General features: G+C 50.5%; 13 protein-coding genes and 2 pseudogenes. 13 read left to right on the top strand and 2 right to left on the bottom strand.

What is annotated here, in order from left to right; genetic code table 11:
* The first annotated feature begins 20 nt into the window (after positions 1-20).
* Genes CWE12_RS02680 through CWE12_RS02670 form a run of 3 tightly spaced genes read left to right on the top strand, consistent with a single transcriptional unit; the run spans position 21 to position 5,739 of the window.
* Positions 21-1,163 (top strand): efflux RND transporter periplasmic adaptor subunit, encoded by a 1,143-nt coding sequence (locus tag CWE12_RS02680; RefSeq protein WP_198675669.1) that lies wholly within the window; start codon positions 21-23, stop codon positions 1,161-1,163.
* Positions 1,164-4,301 (top strand): efflux RND transporter permease subunit, encoded by a 3,138-nt coding sequence (locus tag CWE12_RS02675; protein ID WP_126788122.1) that lies wholly within the window; start codon positions 1,164-1,166, stop codon positions 4,299-4,301. It begins immediately after the preceding gene.
* Positions 4,294-5,739 carry an efflux transporter outer membrane subunit gene (locus CWE12_RS02670; RefSeq protein ID WP_126788121.1) on the top strand — a complete coding sequence of 482 codons (1,446 nt, stop codon included), beginning with the start codon at positions 4,294-4,296 and terminating at the stop codon, positions 5,737-5,739. The genes CWE12_RS02675 and CWE12_RS02670 overlap by 8 nt, the downstream gene beginning before the upstream one ends.
* A 36-nt stretch (positions 5,740-5,775) precedes the next feature.
* Here the strand turns inward: CWE12_RS02670 and CWE12_RS02665 are convergent, their stop codons facing one another.
* Positions 5,776-5,976: a hypothetical protein gene (locus CWE12_RS02665; protein ID WP_126788120.1), complete on the bottom strand. Its 201-nt coding sequence runs from the start codon at positions 5,974-5,976 to the stop codon at positions 5,776-5,778.
* Positions 5,977-6,118: 142 nt separating this feature from the next.
* Here CWE12_RS02665 and CWE12_RS02660 point away from each other — a divergent pair, with 142 nt between their 5' ends.
* Genes CWE12_RS02660 through CWE12_RS02650 form a run of 3 tightly spaced genes read left to right on the top strand, consistent with a single transcriptional unit; the run spans position 6,119 to position 7,665 of the window.
* A complete protein-coding gene (locus CWE12_RS02660) occupies positions 6,119-6,559 on the top strand; it encodes an energy transducer TonB (RefSeq protein WP_157981911.1) in 441 nt (146 codons plus the stop codon).
* A gap of 21 nt (positions 6,560-6,580) precedes the next feature.
* Positions 6,581-7,033 carry a hypothetical protein gene (locus CWE12_RS02655; protein ID WP_126788118.1) on the top strand — a complete coding sequence of 151 codons (453 nt, stop codon included), beginning with the start codon at positions 6,581-6,583 and terminating at the stop codon, positions 7,031-7,033.
* Between the two features lie 50 nt (positions 7,034-7,083).
* Positions 7,084-7,665 carry an LOG family protein gene (locus CWE12_RS02650; protein WP_126788117.1) on the top strand — a complete coding sequence of 194 codons (582 nt, stop codon included), beginning with the start codon at positions 7,084-7,086 and terminating at the stop codon, positions 7,663-7,665.
* 35 nt (positions 7,666-7,700) lie between these two features.
* Here CWE12_RS02650 and CWE12_RS02645 read toward each other — a convergent pair whose 3' ends face one another.
* Positions 7,701-8,309: a response regulator transcription factor gene (locus CWE12_RS02645; RefSeq protein ID WP_126788116.1), complete on the bottom strand. Its 609-nt coding sequence runs from the start codon at positions 8,307-8,309 to the stop codon at positions 7,701-7,703.
* Between the two features lie 230 nt (positions 8,310-8,539).
* Here CWE12_RS02645 and CWE12_RS02640 point away from each other — a divergent pair, with 230 nt between their 5' ends.
* The 7 genes and pseudogenes from CWE12_RS02640 to CWE12_RS13780 form a co-directional block, all read left to right on the top strand.
* A complete protein-coding gene (locus CWE12_RS02640) occupies positions 8,540-10,780 on the top strand; it encodes a hybrid sensor histidine kinase/response regulator (RefSeq protein WP_126788115.1) in 2,241 nt (746 codons plus the stop codon).
* 306 nt (positions 10,781-11,086) lie between these two features.
* Positions 11,087-12,124, top strand: coding sequence for a methyl-accepting chemotaxis protein (locus CWE12_RS02635; RefSeq protein WP_198675668.1), 1,038 nt, complete (start codon positions 11,087-11,089; stop codon positions 12,122-12,124).
* A 47-nt stretch (positions 12,125-12,171) separates the two neighbouring features.
* Positions 12,172-12,537 carry a response regulator gene (locus CWE12_RS02630; protein ID WP_126788113.1) on the top strand — a complete coding sequence of 122 codons (366 nt, stop codon included), beginning with the start codon at positions 12,172-12,174 and terminating at the stop codon, positions 12,535-12,537.
* A 9-nt stretch (positions 12,538-12,546) separates the two neighbouring features.
* The gene (locus tag CWE12_RS02625) at positions 12,547-12,873 is read left to right on the top strand and encodes an STAS domain-containing protein (RefSeq protein ID WP_126788112.1); all 327 of its coding nucleotides are present in this window, start codon (positions 12,547-12,549) and stop codon (positions 12,871-12,873) included.
* Positions 12,870-15,104: a chemotaxis protein CheA gene (locus CWE12_RS02620; RefSeq protein ID WP_126788111.1), complete on the top strand. Its 2,235-nt coding sequence runs from the start codon at positions 12,870-12,872 to the stop codon at positions 15,102-15,104. The genes CWE12_RS02625 and CWE12_RS02620 overlap by 4 nt, the downstream gene beginning before the upstream one ends.
* Before the next feature lie 50 nt (positions 15,105-15,154).
* Positions 15,155-15,916 (top strand): annotated as a pseudogene (locus CWE12_RS13785) (MCP four helix bundle domain-containing protein); the annotation flags it as partial.
* An 18-nt stretch (positions 15,917-15,934) separates the two neighbouring features.
* A pseudogene (locus CWE12_RS13780) lies at positions 15,935-16,672 on the top strand (methyl-accepting chemotaxis protein); the annotation flags it as partial.
* Positions 16,673-16,750: the final 78 nt, after the last annotated feature.

Below are 16,750 nucleotides of genomic sequence, written 5' to 3'. Positions count from 1 at the left end.
AGTTGATGGAGTATACACCGATGGCAACAAAAATATGGCCAGTCCCTTTGGCTCTGGCAGTCAGTTTGGCCGCACTGGGCCTGACTGCATGTGGCGGCGACCAGCCACAACAGCAACAGCAAGGTGGAATGCCGCCAGCGCCAGTGACAGTAGCCGAGGTGGATAGCGAAAACGTAACCTATTTTGGTGAGTATGCCGCCCGGGTACGTGGCGCACGCGAAGTGGAAATTGCTGCTCAGGTCTCAGGTATTTTGCAGGAGCGCCGCTTCGACGAAGGCACTGAAGTTGAACAGGGCGAAACGCTGTTTCAAATCGACCCTGAACCTTACGAGATTCAATTGGCTACCGCACGTGCTGCGTTAAGCGATGCGGAATCAGCGAACCGCCAGGCGCAAAGCGAATGGGACCGGGTGTCGGGACTGTTCGAGCGTGATGCGGTAAGCCGTCGTGATTTCGAACAGGCTCAGAGTAACCGTGATACAGCGGAAGCCAGCGTCGCCCGTGCCCGGGCTGCGCTGCAGGATGCAGAACGTAATCTGCGGTACACCCGCGTTGAATCGCCAGTGAACGGCATGGCAGGCAGTGAGCGTGTCACCGTTGGTAACCTCATTCAAAGTGGCATGACGTTAACCCACGTGACCCAGGTTGATCCGATTCGGGTGCACTTTTCCATTCCCGAAACCGATGCGTTTAGTCACCGCAGTGCTCATAACAATGACAGCGCGGATGATGTGGTGAATAAAGCCTGGGCTATCCTGCCCGATGGCAGCGAATATGCCGAAGTTGGCGAGATCAATTTTATCGATCCGCGAATTGATGAGCAATCGGGAAGCGTCGCGATGCGGGCTGAATTCAGCAACGCCGAACGGCAACTAATCCCGGGCCAGTTTATTCGTGTTCGGGTTGTGGTTGGTCAGTACGACGACGTGTTTATGATTGAGCCGACTGCGGTCAGCCAAAGTCAGGACGGCGCTCAGGTATTTGTCCTTGACGGCGATGCCAAGGTGCGTGCGCAGCCGGTTGAGCTTGGTCCGGTGATCGACGGTCGTCAACTGGTTATAAGCGGTTTATCGAGCGGTGACCAACTGGTGATTAATGGCCATGTCGCCTTGCGTGATGGTGCAGATGTTCAGGTTACCAACCAAGGTAACGGGGAGAGCTAGATGCTACGTTTTTTTATTGACCGTCCGCTGTTTTCGACGGTCATCTCAGTGATTATTATGCTGGTTGGTATTGTCGCCTTGCGCGCCTTGCCAATTGAGCAGTATCCGGATGTGGTGCCACCGCAGGTGGTGGTTTCTGCAACCTACCCGGGGGCAAGCTCGCAAGTTATAGCCGACTCGCTGGCAGCTCCGTTGGAGCAGGAAATCAACGGCGTTGATGACATGATTTACATGGAATCGACCAGTTCTGATGCCGGTATGCTGCAAATTTCGATTTCCTTCGCTATGGGCACAGACCCGGATCAGGCACAGATTAACGTCAATAACCGGGTTCAGGCGGCATTATCGCGCTTGCCTCAGGTTGTTCGCCAGTTAGGGGTGCAGGTCGAAGCACGTTCGACCAACATTCTGATGGTGCCAGTGCTGTATTCACCTGATGCCAGCATGGAAACGCTGGAAATCAGTAACTATGCGCTGATCAATGTGCTCGACGAATTGTCCCGCTTACCTGGCGTAGGTGATGCGTCCTTGTTCGGACCGCAGGACTATTCAATGCGGATCTGGACCGACCCGGCCAAACTGGCTGAAAATAAACTGATCCCGCAGGATCTGGCCGCGGCTGTCGGTGCACAAAACGCGCAGTATGCAGCAGGCCGTTTCGGTGGTAACCCGGCTCCGGAAGGACAGGCGTTTACTTACAGTGCGACTACGGATACTCAGCTCAATCAGCCCGAGCAATTTGAAAATATCATTTTGCGTACCGACGGCGATGGCGGTTATCTGCGCTTGCGCGATGTCGCGGACGTAGAGCTGGGGTCGCAAAACTATGACTTCTCAGCCATCTACAATGGTCAGCGTGCGGTGCCAATGGGGATCTTCCTGCAACCGGGCGCGAACGCGTTAGAAACAGCGTCGGTGGTGCATGAAGCACTGGACGATATGCGCAGTCGTTTTCCGGAAGGCCTGGATTACTATGTGCCATATGACACCACAGAATTTATCGAAATTTCAGTTAAAGAGGTAGTTACCACTTTACTGATTGCGGTATTGCTGGTGGTTCTGGTGACTTTCCTGTTCCTGCAACGTTTCCGCGCTACGCTGATCCCGGTCGCAGCGATTCCGGTCTCTCTTATCGGTACTTTTGCTGGTATGCAGATGCTTGGCTTCTCGATCAACATGCTGACCTTGTTTGGTCTGGTCCTGGCGATTGGTATCGTGGTTGATAATGCCATTATCGTAATGGAAAACGTTGAGCGGCTGATCTCCGAAAAAGGCATGAAAGCGCGCGATGCCTCTGTTGAAACCATGCAGCAGGTAACGGGTGCGGTTGTTTCTTCAACCCTGGTACTGGTTGCTGTATTTGCCCCGGTTGCCTTCCTCGGCGGCTTAAGTGGTGAATTATACCGTCAGTTCGCAGTGACTATTGCGGTCTCAGTGGTGGTCTCTGGTGTGGTTGCGGTCACCCTGACACCCGCCATGTGTGCACTGTTCCTGGATGGACAGAAAAAGGAAGTGGCCAAGCCATTTCAATGGTTTAACGCCGCTTTTGAGAAGCTGACCAATGGTTTCGTAGGGACGGTAGCCTGGTTGGTTCGTCGCTGGGTGATTGGTATTGCGCTTTTTGCTGGCTGTACGGTGCTGGCTATCTTCCTGTTAACCCGTTTGCCATCGAGCCTGGTGCCTGCAGAGGATCAGGGTGTTGCCATGTTGTACGCGCAACTGCCTGCAAATTCACATCTGGCCCGCACCGAAGAAGTGCGCGATCGGATTGCTGAGATGCTGCTGGACATGGACGAAGTGGATAACTTCACCTCGTTTGCCGGTTTCGACATCATTGCCAGTTCCCTGCGTAGTAATACCATGGCCGGCTTTATTGATTTGGCGGACTGGGCGGATCGTACCGCACCGGAGCAACATGCGCAGGCGTTAGCTGGCCGTATTATGGGCATGGGCTTTGGTATTCAGGAAGCCAATGTAATGGTGTTCGTACCGCCACCGATTCAGGGCTTGTCTCTGACTGGTGGGGTGGAAGGTTACCTGCAAGTTCGTGAAGATCTGTCGGTCACCGAAATTGAGCAAATCGCTCAGGGCATTGCCCAGGCAGCGAACGAAAGTCCGCAATTAACCGGCGCGCGAACCACGCTGGATACCAGCATGCCGCGTTACCAGATCGAAGTGGATCGCGATAAAGCTTACGCTATGGGTGTCAACCTGGAAGCTGTGTTCAGCACCCTGCAGTCGACCTTAGGTAGCCTGTATGTGAATGATTTCACTTACTTAGGGCGCTTGTGGCAGGTGAACGTGCAGGCGATGGGCGAGTACCGTACCCAGCCGGAAGACTTACGTCATGTCTTCGTTCGTTCGCAGGATGGGGTCATGGTGCCGATGAGCTCGCTGGTTACTGTCGAGCGTCAGCGTGGTGCTGACATTATTAACCGCTTCAACATCTATGCAGCAGCGAAAATCATGGCTGATCCGGCGCCGGGTTATACCACTGGCGAGGCCAAAGAAGCCCTGGAACGTATCGTTAATGAACGCAGCCGCGACGTTAACATGCAGCTGGGCTGGATCGGTGAAGCCTATCAGCTGGATGAAGCAGCTGGTGCTGGTGGTGCTGCGTTCGGGCTTGGTTTGTTGATGGTGTTCCTGATCCTGGTTGCCCAGTACGAGCGGATTACGCTGCCACTGGCAGTGGGCACCGCGGTACCGTTCGGCGTTCTGGGGGCGGCACTGGCGTCGTTGCTACGTGGCTTCCCGAATGACGTGTATTTCCAGGTTGGTTTGCTGGTACTGATTGGTCTGGCCGCGAAGAACGCAATTCTGATTGTTGAATTCGCAGCACAAAACCGCAAAGAAGGCATGTCTTCATCAGAAGCGGCTATTACTGCTGCTCGTCAGCGTTTCCGTGCGATTCTGATGACCGCTATGACCTTTATCATTGGTACCTTGCCATTGGTCTTCGCCACTGGCGCAGGCGCAGCCAGTCGTCAGGAAATCGGTACCGTGGTAGTAGGCGGCATGATAGCAGCCTCAACTCTGGCCCTGTTGTTTGTGCCGCTTGGTTACAAGCTGTTCGAAGACATCTCAACCTGGCGCAGTGAGCGCAAAGAGCGCAAAGGAGAGACACAAAATGGGTAAGACAATATTGGCCTTCAGTTTGAGCGTAGCCCTGGCGGGCTGCGCCATGGGCCCTGATTATCAGCCAGTTGAGCTGGACTTAACTGAGGACTGGCCCGCTCAGGTAGAGCAGGCTGACGCTCAGCTTGGTGACTGGCAACAATGGTGGAAGCGTTTTGACGATGAGGCGCTGAACAGCCTGGTTGAGCGAGCGCTGGACGACAGTCTGGAGCTGCAGCTGCAACTCCAGCGTATTGAACAGGCGCGTGCTCAGTTAGGGTTAAGTAATGCTGCATTTTGGCCGACCTTAGGTGGCCAGGCCGAAGCAACCCGAACTCAGCAGGCTGGCGTTTTATTACCTGCTGAATTTGGCGGTGGCAGACCACGCAATCAGTTTACCGTCGCGGGTAGTCTAAGCTATGAGCTCGATATCTGGGGCCGCTTACGGCGTGAACGTGAAGCCTCGGTTGCGCTGCTTGAAGAGTCTTTGTACGGGACTCAGGCGATTCGCCTCAACCTGGTGACAGATGTGGTTTCAACCTACTTCACCATGCGTGCTTTAGAGCAGCAGGTAGCGGTAGCACAAAACACCATTGGCAGTTACGAAGAAAGCCTGGAACTGATGGAAATGCGCTACGAGGGCGGCGCGGTTGACCCGCTTAGTGTGCGTCAGGCGCGAGCCATGACCGAAGGTGCGCGGGCCATGTTGCCGGACTTGCTGGAGCAGTTGGAGTCCACTCAAACGGCGTTAGCCATGCTGGTTGGTTACAGCCCGCGTGAAATGCTCTCAGCGCTGGATTTCGGTGATGTCCGGTTAACAGACATCAAGGTACCGGATGTGTTGCCTGAAGTAGTACCATCCGAGCTTTTACAGCGTCGTCCGGACGTGCGTGCTGCTGAGGCCTATATGGTTGCAGCCAACGCACAGATCGGTGTGGCACAGGCGGCCCGTTTTCCAAGTCTGAACCTGAGCGGAATGTTTGGTAGTACGGCACTGGAGGCCGGTGACTTGTTTGCTGATGGCACCGAAACCTGGAGTCTGGGTGCCAATCTGGCCGGACCGATTTTCGACTTCGGTCGCAATCGTGCCCGGGTAGAAAGTGCCGAAGCCGCTTCAGCTCAGGCCGAAACGCAGTATCGCCAGGCGGTTTTAAGTGCGCTGCGTGATGCGCGGGATGCCATCAGCATGCACGGCTATGCACAACAACGCGTCGACGCCGTGCGCAGTCAGACTGAAGCTATCAGTGAAACCGCAGAGCTGGCTCAGGTGCAGTATGATGCCGGTGCCATCGGTTACTATGAGCTACTGGATGCGCAGCGCGAAAAACTAAATGCCGAGCTTAATCTGACTCAGGCATTAAGCCAGCGCTTCATTGCCTCCGCCAACCTGTTCAAAGCCATGGGCGGCGGCTGGGACGGGCAGGGCCCATACCTGATAAGTTCGGAGAACGCTGAGTAAACTGAACTTCACAGCCCGGTATGATTGATCAAACCCTCAATTGTTGGCTCCCAACATTGAGGGTTTTTTATTTCTCAATTCAGCTATAACCACAACACAAAGCCCCCAAGCACCAATAAAACCCGGTCGACGGATAGTTGCTGCAGTACGACTGTTTTTCAGTTGCGCAGGGTAAGTATCCTTTGTAGTATCAATAACTAATAAAAATGCGCCAGGGATATAAGGCATTCGAAACACGCAATCTCGTTTTGTCTTTCAAGAGACTAGCCCTCCGCAATTAGCCTTAGCTCGGTCAGAACCAAGACCTTACCCAACGGGCTCCTGTTTTACTTAAAAAATGGAATTCATGAGGAGAATTAATTTGTACCGGATGCAGGTAATGTTCATTGTTTTGCTTTTATCTGGATGTTCAAGCGTATCGGAGGAAGAGAAGGTCTTATCGATGGAGGACAAGCTGGAAATGTTCGAGGATAATTCAGTTAAAAGACCTTCTCGTTGTGTAAGTCACTCAAGCGTCCTTCAGAGTGGTAAGTATGCTATGCGGATGCAGCCGGGCCCCAGGTATCCTCCTGCCGCTTTGTTTGATAAGAGGGAAGGTTTCGTAGTAATGGAGTTTGATTTGACGGCTGATGGCATTCCTGTAGAAATAAATATAATTGAATCCTATCCTGAATACTTTTTTGATCTCGAGTCCATTAGAAGCCTGTCTCGAAGTAGATATGAGCTTAAATCAGGACAGGAACCAGGAAGCATGGAATGTTTTTCTATTCGGTTTGATTACTTTTTAGAAGAAGGTCTCACTCAAATTGAGCTCAAATAAAAGCTTTCGTTTAGGAAGTCGATGAATAAAATATTGCTGATAGTTACTTTGTTTGCGTTGTTATTTCCGGCTATTAGTCAAGCACAGTCTAAGTGTCCTTTACCGGAAGGGATGCGAGCGTCTGTCGATATGGTTAAGGAAATAATTGAAGCGAGACATAACGGACAGACAAAGGAAGAGCTAGAAACCCATGTGCCACTCGTAGCGGCTCAGATACCTTGGGCGGGGGTGATCATGCAATCCATTGTGGACGAAATTTACTCAACGCCTGAACCACTTAACGTAGACGTTCACGCAATGTATCGAATGGAAGTGTGTTTCATTTTAGATCAACATCCAGAGACTTCCCCAATCTTCGAACAAGCGTACCCTCAATTGAAAGAATGTGAATCTCTCGATTCCACTACAGACAAAAAGCCGCTAATCATGTGCAGCATGGACGTTGCTCAAGAGGTTAGTGGTGTTGGCGCATGATGCACTAGAATGGTAAGCGTCAGTTTAGAGTTTCGTTAGCGAGAATACGCATGAAAAGTATATGCATCTATTGTGGGTCTAATCCGGGGCGGGGTGCCGTGTATGCTGGCGCCGCACGGGAACTTGCCCGGGAATTGGTGAACAGAGACCTGAAGCTTGTCTATGGTGGAGCCAGCGTTGGTATTATGGGGCTGATTGCGGACACTGTACTTGAGCTGGGAGGAGAGGCGGTTGGCGTGATTCCCGAGGCTCTGGTTCGTAAGGAGGTCGCACACGCGAACCTGACCGAATTGTTTGTCACCCAGTCGATGCATGAGCGTAAAACTCTGATGTCGGAACTGTCCGATGGTTTTATCGCCATGCCTGGCGGGATAGGGACGTTGGAGGAGATCTTCGAAGTGTGGACCTGGGCTCAGCTAGGCTTTCATGGAAAACCATGTGGGCTGCTCAATGTAGATGGCTATTTTGACTCGCTGATTGCTTTTCTGGATAACGCAGTAGCGGAGCAGTTTGTTCAGCAACCCCATCGCGACATGCTAATTGTGGATGCGGTTGCCGATACGCTACTAGACAGATTTGCCAGTTATGAAGCGCCAACTATCGTAAAGTGGATAGAAAAAGGCGAACGCTGACAGGTTCGGCCCTTGACCCTGTAGTTTTGTTTACTTTATAGATCGGATAATACAACGAGCTTGGCTAAGGTCGCTACTGATTTTATGTTCAGTTTGCGAAAGATATGGGTTCGATGAGTTTCCACAGTACGGGCGCTTATGGTAAGGCTTTGTGCGACTTCTGCCGCCCGATATCCGTCAGCCAGGAGCTCAGCAATCTCACGTTCTCTGTCCGAGAGCGAGCGCAAATGTTCGTGTGCATTTTCAATCTGAACTCTCTGGGTATTTTCTTTATCGCTGTGCTCAACTGCATTCTTCACGGTTTTGATAAGTTCGTCGTTAGAAGCGGGTTTTTGCAGCAGCGTAAAAGCCCCGTCACCCAACGCTTTTACGGTGGTTCCGACATCTGCATTGCCAGTGTAAATAACGATTGGCAAATTAAGGTCTAATTGGCGTAGTCGTGACTGTAATTCGAGACCGCTCATTTCAGGTAAACGTAAATCTAAAACGATACAGCTGTTGATACTGCGTATCGTCGACCCTAAAAATGCATTTGCGTCGGCGAAGCACTGCACCTCGAACCCGGAAAATTCAAATACATTCCGCAGGGTTTCGCGTATCTCGGGCTCGTCATCAACGACGTAGACGAGCGTTTTTCGACTCATTTTTTATCCTTTACTTACTTCAGCGCCTGAATTAACTGGCTAGAAAGGGGGGTAAGTTGTTCTGATACGTTACAAAAGATTGATTACTATCCGTAATAATACCGACAGACTTTGGTAGTATGACCCATAGAAGCATTCTGCTTGCGCATCTATGATGACAACTCTATGCACATTGAAATGCCATTGCAAGTGACGGGTATGCAAATCAGCAGTGGGATGAGGGGATATCGTTGCACGGCAAACGTAATTTTACTATTACAAACATAGTGGTGGGGGCAGCGATTACGATACTGCTAGTTTTGCTGGCGGTGTTGGATAGCTTGACTCCTCTCGGCTTTGCCCATGGATTTCTATATCTTCCGGTCTTATTGTTAGCTGCTACGCTGCAGAATCGTACCGTCCTACGGTGGATAACGGCAGTATCTATTATCTTCATTTTTTCCGGTAGCCTGTGGTCGGCACCGCCGTGGGACGATGAAGCCACACTGCACGTGATTGCCAGTCATCGTCTGTTATCAGTGCTTGTACTGTTGACAGTACACAGCTTAATTGAAAAGTACGCGTCTCTAATTGGTCGTCTTGAAACGGCTCGTTCTGAAAGTGAATTCCAGCGCCTGTCGGACAACCTCCCGATCCTGATCTGGACCGCCGATGCGAATGGTAAGTTCGACTATTTTGCTCGACCTGTTGCTGAATATACCGGGGTCGATCAGCAGACCATGCTAAAAAACTGGCAGGTAATGGTGCATGAAGACGACAGAGCTCATAGTGAGCATGCCTGGTTAAAAGCAGTTTCAACAAAAACAGAGTTCAGGGCTGAGTTTCGAATTAAGGTTCGTACCGGCGGTTATGAATGGTTTGTTGTTCAGGCCAAGCCTGTTTTCGATACCCAGGGTCGCGTCCTGAAATGGTATGGGAGCGGGATTAATATCGCGGATTTAAAAGAACTGCAGGGACAAACTCTGAAGCAGGCGAAGCGCTATTACAACGTACTGGAAAGTATTACCGACGGTTTTTTTACCCTGAATACCTTATTCAACTTTACCTATGTCAACAATCAGGCGGGCAAAATGCTCGGGGTATCCGTCGGTGATTTGCTTGGAAAACCAGTCTGGTTTCCGAGTGCGGGGCTAAGCGAAGAGATTTTTGAGCCCATGCAATCCTCGTATCGTATGCAGGAATCCATTTCATTCACGCAACTCCTTACACATAACCAAACCTGGCTTGAAGTAAGTATCTATCCTTCTTCAGAAGGCCTCTCGGTCTTTCTTCGTGACGTTACTCAAGAACGAGAACTGCAGCAACAGCTGAATCATGCCCAACGAATTGAGTCACTTGGCCACCTTACCGGCGGAGTTGCCCATGACTTTAACAACTTACTGACGGTTATTGTGGGGAATACAGATTTACTACTGCGCTACTTTGATCAGCAAAAACCGGATAATGAAAAGCTTATAAAGGTGACTACTCTGGTTATGAATGCAGCTGAGCGCGGTGTGACTTTAACCGATAAACTGCTGGCATTTTCGCGTCGACAAAAGCTGACCCCGGAAGTGGTAGATGTGAATCTGCTACTTAAGGAGCTTGAGTATTTACTAGTGACGACATTAGGGGCAGAGCATAGCTTCGCTCTGAAACTGCATTCAGAGCCTCTCCACGTTTGTATTGATGCAGGGCAACTGGAACATGTCTTATTGAATTTAGTCATCAACGCGCGTGATGCGATGGCAGGTTCAGGAGCGGTAACCGTTGGCGTGTATCCTTTTGCTGGTTTTCAGCAGAGCACGCTCGATCGGGACTCTCTGGTACCTGGTCATTATGCACTGATAGAAGTGATGGACACGGGGACAGGTATCCCTAATGAGATTAAGCACCGTATTTTTGAACCCTTCTTTACGACTAAAGAGACAGGGAAAGGAACGGGTCTGGGTCTGAGTTCGGCCTATGGTTTTATTAAACAGTCAGGCGGCCATATCAATGTGTCCTCGCACCTGGGGGAAGGCAGCGTGTTTCGCCTGTACTTACCGCTTAGCAACGCTTTGCCGAATCGTGAAAAACAAGCGTTGACGCGCTACAAGGATACCTCAGAGCAACGCGACCACACTGTCTTATTAGTTGAAGATGATCCTATGGTGAGAACCTATGCTGAACAAGCGTTAGAGGATGCGGGGTACAAGGTCATCAGCGCAGAAAATGGCGAATTCGCTTTGCAGATTTTACGCTCGCAGAATGCCGTTGATGTACTATTTTCAGATGTGATCATGCCTGGTCAGATCGATGGGTTTGAACTTGCAAAACAAACAAATCAACTGGACCCCTCACTACCCGTGCTACTAACCTCCGGCTATCCAGACATGGCGGCAAAACATCATATTCACAAAGATTGGCGGAATAGCATATTGATGAAGCCGTACCGAAGCGATGAACTTATTGCCCGGATCCAAGCGCTTCTTCACTCCCGCGTACGTTAATGCACTGAGTATAGGTTCAGTGTCTAGGTATTACTACGTACCCCAATCGGGGTGTTTACGACTATCTTCGTTTCTTACTTCTTCTCTATTATTAGCGCATCTCTTTACGAACTCTTTACATTGATTGTTTGTTCGTTAATCCGCGTTGATCTTGGAGGTCGCGTGCAGCAAATCGCTCAACCCATGCCGGTATCATCAGATTGGAAAAATCCATGGATAGATCCAGTTTGTCGGCACATGATTCTACCTCAGTTTGCACTCTCCACAGTGCTACTTTTTTCCGGCTTTTGGTGGCTTCCGGCTAGTGTGTTAGGAGTTCTATCTTTCATTATTACTATACGGCTGGGGCGCCAGGTAGCGAATGTACAGAAGCAGCAACTGGAGCAGCTGAGTGCGGAACGCAGCGCAATCGAACAGCGTTTCGAACGAGAATCCAGGCAGACTCTGGAAATGTACCGGGTTTCGCATCCTATCTGGTCTCGACAGCTTCGGACGGCCAATGAGCAGTCTGAAATCGCCGTAATGGAGTTGAGTCAACGATTTAAAGCCATTGTAAACCGTTTGTCCGACAGCGGTTCGAGTGATTTCCAGTCTGACGCGGAGGTGTTAAGCAAACTCTTTGCAAGCAGTGAAAACGAAATTGTCACGGTGATGAAAGAGCTGCGGCAGAGCCAAAATAGTCGTCGCGACATTCTAAGTAAAATGGATGCGCTATCCGACTACACCGGGGAGCTTAAACGAATGGCCCAGGAAGTCGTTGGGATCGCTGAACAGACCAACTTACTTGCTCTGAATGCTGCTATCGAATCCGCCAGAGCTGGTGAGGCTGGGCGAGGTTTTGCGGTGGTTGCCAACGAAGTTCGCACCTTATCCTCTCGCTCTAAAGATACCGCAGCCAGGATGACGGACAACGTCAATCGCATTCACGAGTCAATTGCCAGCACTCAGGCTGCGACCGAGCAGACTATTAATACCCAGACGGAACTAATGAACCGTGCTGAGCAGGATTTGGAAGAGGTGCTGAAAAAGCTTAAGCATCTGATGAAGGAACATAGTGAATCATCCGTGTTGTTGCAAAACAAAGCGACTGAAACACAGCGTGATGTCGAGGACATATTGGTCAACCTCCAGTTTCAGGATCGACTCAGTCAAATTCTGTTGCAGGTGACGGGCAGTATGCAAGGGCTGTCGGACAAACTCGAGCAACCAAGCGAACAAATTGATGTGCAGAGTTGGTTAGATGATATGGAATCAAGCTACGCAATGCAGGAACAGCGGACCAACCATGCTGGGCAGAAATCGCACAATAGCGACGCGGACGATAATGATATTACATTTTTTTAAGCTGCCGGGCCGCTGTAAAAAAGCGTATAGGAAAAAAGAGGTGACTAATGACTAAGCGTATTCTGATTGTTGATGACTCAGCGTCTATTCGTCAGGTGGTAAGTACAACATTGCAGGGAGCAGGCTACGAAACCATTGAAGCATGTGACGGTATGGATGGTTTGAAAAAGCTTGATGGGAGCAAAATTAACCTGATTATCAGTGACGTTAATATGCCCAAGATGGATGGGATTAGCTTTGTGAAAGAGCTAAAAGCAAACCCCGCTTATAAGTTTACCCCCGTAATCATGTTGACGACTGAATCACAGGAAGACAAAAAAGCCCAGGGTAAGGCTGCTGGAGCGAAGGCCTGGGTAGTGAAGCCTTTTCAACCGCAACAAATGCTGACCGCTGTTGAAAAGCTAGTCATGTAAGGGAAAACGATGTTTAACCTAGACAACAGCACAATGATTTGGCACGCCCGACTTGAGGGCGAACTGACGATTTACCATGCGTTCGAGCTTTATCAGGCACTGAGTTCCGCGAATATGGGTGAGGCTCCTCTTGACCTGGACTTGGGTCAGGTCTCATTAGTTGATAGCTCGGGCGTACAGCTATTGGTTTTGTTAAAAAAAGTGTTTGCCCGCCATCATCAGGAATTACGTATTGTCACATGCAGTGAGGCAGTTAAAGACGCAGTGGGACTTTTTGGACTCAATGGATTCTTCGGCTTAACGGCTGTGCCTGTTACTAAGGGGACAAGCGAATGAGTATGGACGCCGCTTTAATCACGTATGTCGAGGAGTGCCGCGAATTACTTGAACAGATGGAAGGAGACCTGTTGGCGCTGGAGCGTGGGTTAGATACTAGCGACGACTCAACGACGGAGACAGAAGATGACAACGAAATAGCCTGGTGTGAGCTCATCAACCGGATATTTCGCTCCGCGCATACGGTGAAAGGATCGGCGGGGGTCTTTGGGCTTGACCATATTGTTGAATTTACGCATGAAGTTGAAACCCTCCTGGACCAGCTGCGTGAAGAAAAGATCACCCTAACCAGTTCCCTTATTGCGACCTTACTCGAGTGCAAAGACCATTGTCTGGACTTAATTGAATGCTTAGCCGACGGAGTAGAGGAAGAGAGCAACCCTCAGCGGGCAGAGCGTCTGGTCAACGAACTGCAGACGTTCTCGCCGCCAGCTGAGAAGGATAACCAATCCTTCGCAGTCAGTGAGTCTAATAATAATGAGTCTCCGGCGATTGAACGTCTGGGTAACAACGGCAGTGGACACTGGCATATTTCGCTTCGTTTTCATGCAGAGGCGTTGCGCGAAGGTATGGACCCGATGTCCTTCCTACGTTACCTGCAAAAACTCGGGCAGATTGTCAGTGTTGTTACCGTCAGTAACGAGATGCCGGATAACTTTGAAAAGTTTGACCCGGAAGCTTGTTATCTCGGCTTCGAAATCGGTTTTGTCAGTCATGAGAGCAAGCAAACCATTGAAGATGTATTTGAGTTTATTCGTGACGATAGTCAGGTCCGTATTATTCCGCCCTTCGCTGAGCTTGAAAGTTATCTGAGCCTTATCAGTGAACTGGATCAGGAACCCAGGCGTTTAGGTGAGATCCTTGTTGAGTGCGGAAGCTTAACCCCCGAAGAACTGGAGCAGGCATTAGCTATTCAGAGCAGCAAACCGCAGCACGCACTTGGAGAAATTCTAATCAATCGGGGTAACACTGCACCTCAGGTTGTTGAAGCGGCCATTGCAAAGCAAGCGCAAAGTACCGCAGGTCGCTCGCAGAACGAGGACCGAGCAGCCAGCAAAGACGGCGGTACGTTGCGTGTGGAAGCGGATCGGGTTGATGAACTCATTAATTTGATAGGGGAGTTGGTGATTTCCGGTGCTAGCACCGCTATCCATTCCCAAGACAGTAACAATGATGCGTTGACGGAGTCCGTGAGCACGCTGAATGAACTGATTGAGGAAGTGCGTGATGCATCCATGCGCCTGCGCATGGTTGAAATCGGTGCCACTTTTAATCGTTTCCAGCGCGTGGTTCGTGATGTAGCCAATGAGCTTGGTAAACAGGTGACCCTGTCAATAACTGGGGCCGATACCGAGCTTGATAAAACCGTGGTCGAGAAGATTGGTGATCCACTCATGCACCTGGTACGAAACGCGCTGGATCACGGAATCGAATCACCGGCTGAACGCGAGGCGAAAGGCAAACCGCTCAATGGACAGCTTAAGCTGAATGCATATCACGACTCGGGCTCCATTGTTATCGAGATAATTGACGATGGCGCCGGTCTTGATGCTGAACGTATCAGGGCAAAAGCGATTGAAAAAGGCCTTATCGATTCAACCTATGAACTCAATAAAGAGGATATTTATAAGCTTATTTTTGCGCCCGGTTTTTCAACCGCGGACGCCGTGACTAATTTATCCGGTCGGGGCGTCGGCATGGACGTGGTGCGTAACAATATTGTCGAGCTCGGTGGGCGCATTGATATCGACAGCGAGCAGGGAAAAGGGACCAAGTTGACGCTCCATTTGCCACTGACTCTGGCAATCATTGATGGCTTTTTGGTCGGCGTCGAAGAATCTCCCTTTGTAATCCCACTTGACTCGATACGCGAATGCGTCGAGTTGCAACAGGACGACGCTGTTGAGAAAAATGGTCGTCAGTATATGAATTTACGAAATGAAGTGTTGCCGTTCGTACGCCTCCGCGAGCTGTTTGGAATGAAAACAGAACGACCAATTCGTGAAAATGTAGTCGTGGTTCATTATGGCAACCAGAAGGCCGGCATTGTCGTCGACCGGCTCCACGGTGAGCTGCAAACCGTCATTAAACCCTTGGGACAATTGTTCAGCCAGCTTCAGGGAATTGGGGGGTCCAGCATTATGGGGAATGGCGAAGTCGCCCTTATTCTGGATATTCCCACGCTCATGCAATTGGTAAAAGACAAACAGCCGCATCATGTTATCCACTAGCAACAGCGGCATTTCATAACAACAAGAAAAGGACTTTTAGGAGTCACATTATGTTTAAAAATCTACGCATCAGCCTCAAGTTGGGAATTGGCTATGCCATCCTCACAGCACTCATTGTGGCTATAGCGGCTATCGCTTTGCAGGCGTTAAATGCCTCCAACGGCGATCTCGACTTAATCGCGAATGACCGCTATCCAAATACACGTGCAGCGAACTTCGTTTTGCATGAAACCAACATCACCGCGCGGGCCGTTCGTAACCTGATGTTGGTTGATGGAGCCGCTGAGCGACAAGCACAGCTTGATCGAATCGATAATGCGCGCGCAGAAGCGGTCAGATGGACCAATGATCTCGATAACCGGATCGTCACTGAGAATGGTCAGCGGCTGATGGATCGAATAACAGCGGCTCAGCGAGCGTTTCGTCCGGAGCTTGATACGGTGGTTGATCTGGCCATGGCGGGGCGGCTTGAAGAGGCTGTTGAACATCTTCTGACAGACGCCCAGGCACCGCAGGATGAATACTTTGCGGCCGCTGAAGAAATGCTGGCTCACCAGGAGCGGCTGATTAATGAAAACGAAGCTGAAGCGATGAATAGTTTCGATGCGGCTTTCCGTTTGATGATTATTATCGCTGTCGGGGCTGTGGTTATAGCCATCTTCCTCGCGCTGGTTATTACCAAAGGGATCACCGGCCCTGTTGCAATGGCACGTGACGCGGCAGAGAAACTGGCAGATGGCGACTTACGGGTGGAACTTGATACCAACCGGAAAGACGAGATTGGCCAAATGATGCAGGCTTTGCAAGCCATGGTTAACAAGCTGGGCCAGGTTATCCGGGATGTTGGTTCAGCCAGTGATTCGCTGGCATCGGCTTCCGAAGAAGTGTCAGCGACCGCACAAAGCCTGAGCCAGGGCTCCAGTGAGCAGGCATCCAGTGTAGAAGAAACTACATCCTCTATTGAGCAGATGTCGGCGTCCATTACTCAGAACACCGAGAATGCAAAAATCACCGACAATATGGCGTCCAAAGCGGCAAGCGAAGCACAGGAAGGGGGCGATGCTGTTGGCGAAACGGTGGATGCAATGAAGTCAATTGCCGAAAAAATATCGATTGTCGATGACATCGCCTACCAAACTAATCTGTTGGCGTTGAATGCCGCAATTGAAGCGGCTCGAGCAGGTGAACATGGTAAAGGCTTCGCGGTGGTCGCGGCTGAAGTACGCAAGCTTGCCGAACGTAGTCAGGTTGCTGCGCAGGAAATTGGTGAAGTCGCCGGAAGCAGCGTTAAATTGGCTGAGAGAGCGGGTAATCTGTTAAACGAAATGGTGCCATCTATTCAGAAAACGTCTGATCTGGTTCAGGAAATCAATGCAGCCTCGGAAGAGCAAAGTAGCGGTGCGACGCAAATTAACGCGGCGATGGAGCAGCTAAACAGCATTACTCAGCAAAGTGCAAGCTCGTCAGAAGAGCTGGCGTCGACGTCTGAAGAAATGAGTTCGCAGGCTGAGCAACTGCAGCAGTTAATGGCCTTCTTTAAACTTGACCGCAACGCGCGTCAGTCTGAACAAAACTCAGCGTCAAGTAATACGAACCGGGACAAGCAGAGTAGTTCGGTGGAGAAGGGCACACGGCGGGAGCTTCCA

Origin of the sequence: Aliidiomarina sedimenti (assembly GCF_003986955.1) — a bacterium.
Classification (GTDB): Bacteria; Pseudomonadota; Gammaproteobacteria; order Enterobacterales; family Alteromonadaceae; genus Aliidiomarina; species Aliidiomarina sedimenti.
This window is presented reverse-complemented; position numbering and strand designations above follow the sequence as displayed.

Bases quoted from the DNA above. Each gene is read 5' to 3' on its own strand.
- CWE12_RS02660 (WP_157981911.1), top strand. From the start codon at position 6,119: ATGTTCATTGTTTTGCTTTTATCTGGATGTTCAAGCGTATCGGAGGAA.
- CWE12_RS02655 (WP_126788118.1), top strand. From the start codon at position 6,581: ATGAATAAAATATTGCTGATAGTTACTTTGTTTGCGTTGTTATTTCCG.
- CWE12_RS02620 (WP_126788111.1), top strand. From the start codon at position 12,870: ATGAGTATGGACGCCGCTTTAATCACGTATGTCGAGGAGTGCCGCGAA.
- CWE12_RS02670 (WP_126788121.1), top strand. From the start codon at position 4,294: ATGGGTAAGACAATATTGGCCTTCAGTTTGAGCGTAGCCCTGGCGGGC.
- CWE12_RS02650 (WP_126788117.1), top strand. From the start codon at position 7,084: ATGAAAAGTATATGCATCTATTGTGGGTCTAATCCGGGGCGGGGTGCC.
- CWE12_RS02645 (WP_126788116.1), bottom strand. From the start codon at position 8,309: ATGAGTCGAAAAACGCTCGTCTACGTCGTTGATGACGAGCCCGAGATA.
- CWE12_RS02630 (WP_126788113.1), top strand. From the start codon at position 12,172: ATGACTAAGCGTATTCTGATTGTTGATGACTCAGCGTCTATTCGTCAG.
- CWE12_RS02675 (WP_126788122.1), top strand. From the start codon at position 1,164: ATGCTACGTTTTTTTATTGACCGTCCGCTGTTTTCGACGGTCATCTCA.
- CWE12_RS02625 (WP_126788112.1), top strand. From the start codon at position 12,547: ATGTTTAACCTAGACAACAGCACAATGATTTGGCACGCCCGACTTGAG.
- CWE12_RS02680 (WP_198675669.1), top strand. From the start codon at position 21: ATGGCAACAAAAATATGGCCAGTCCCTTTGGCTCTGGCAGTCAGTTTG.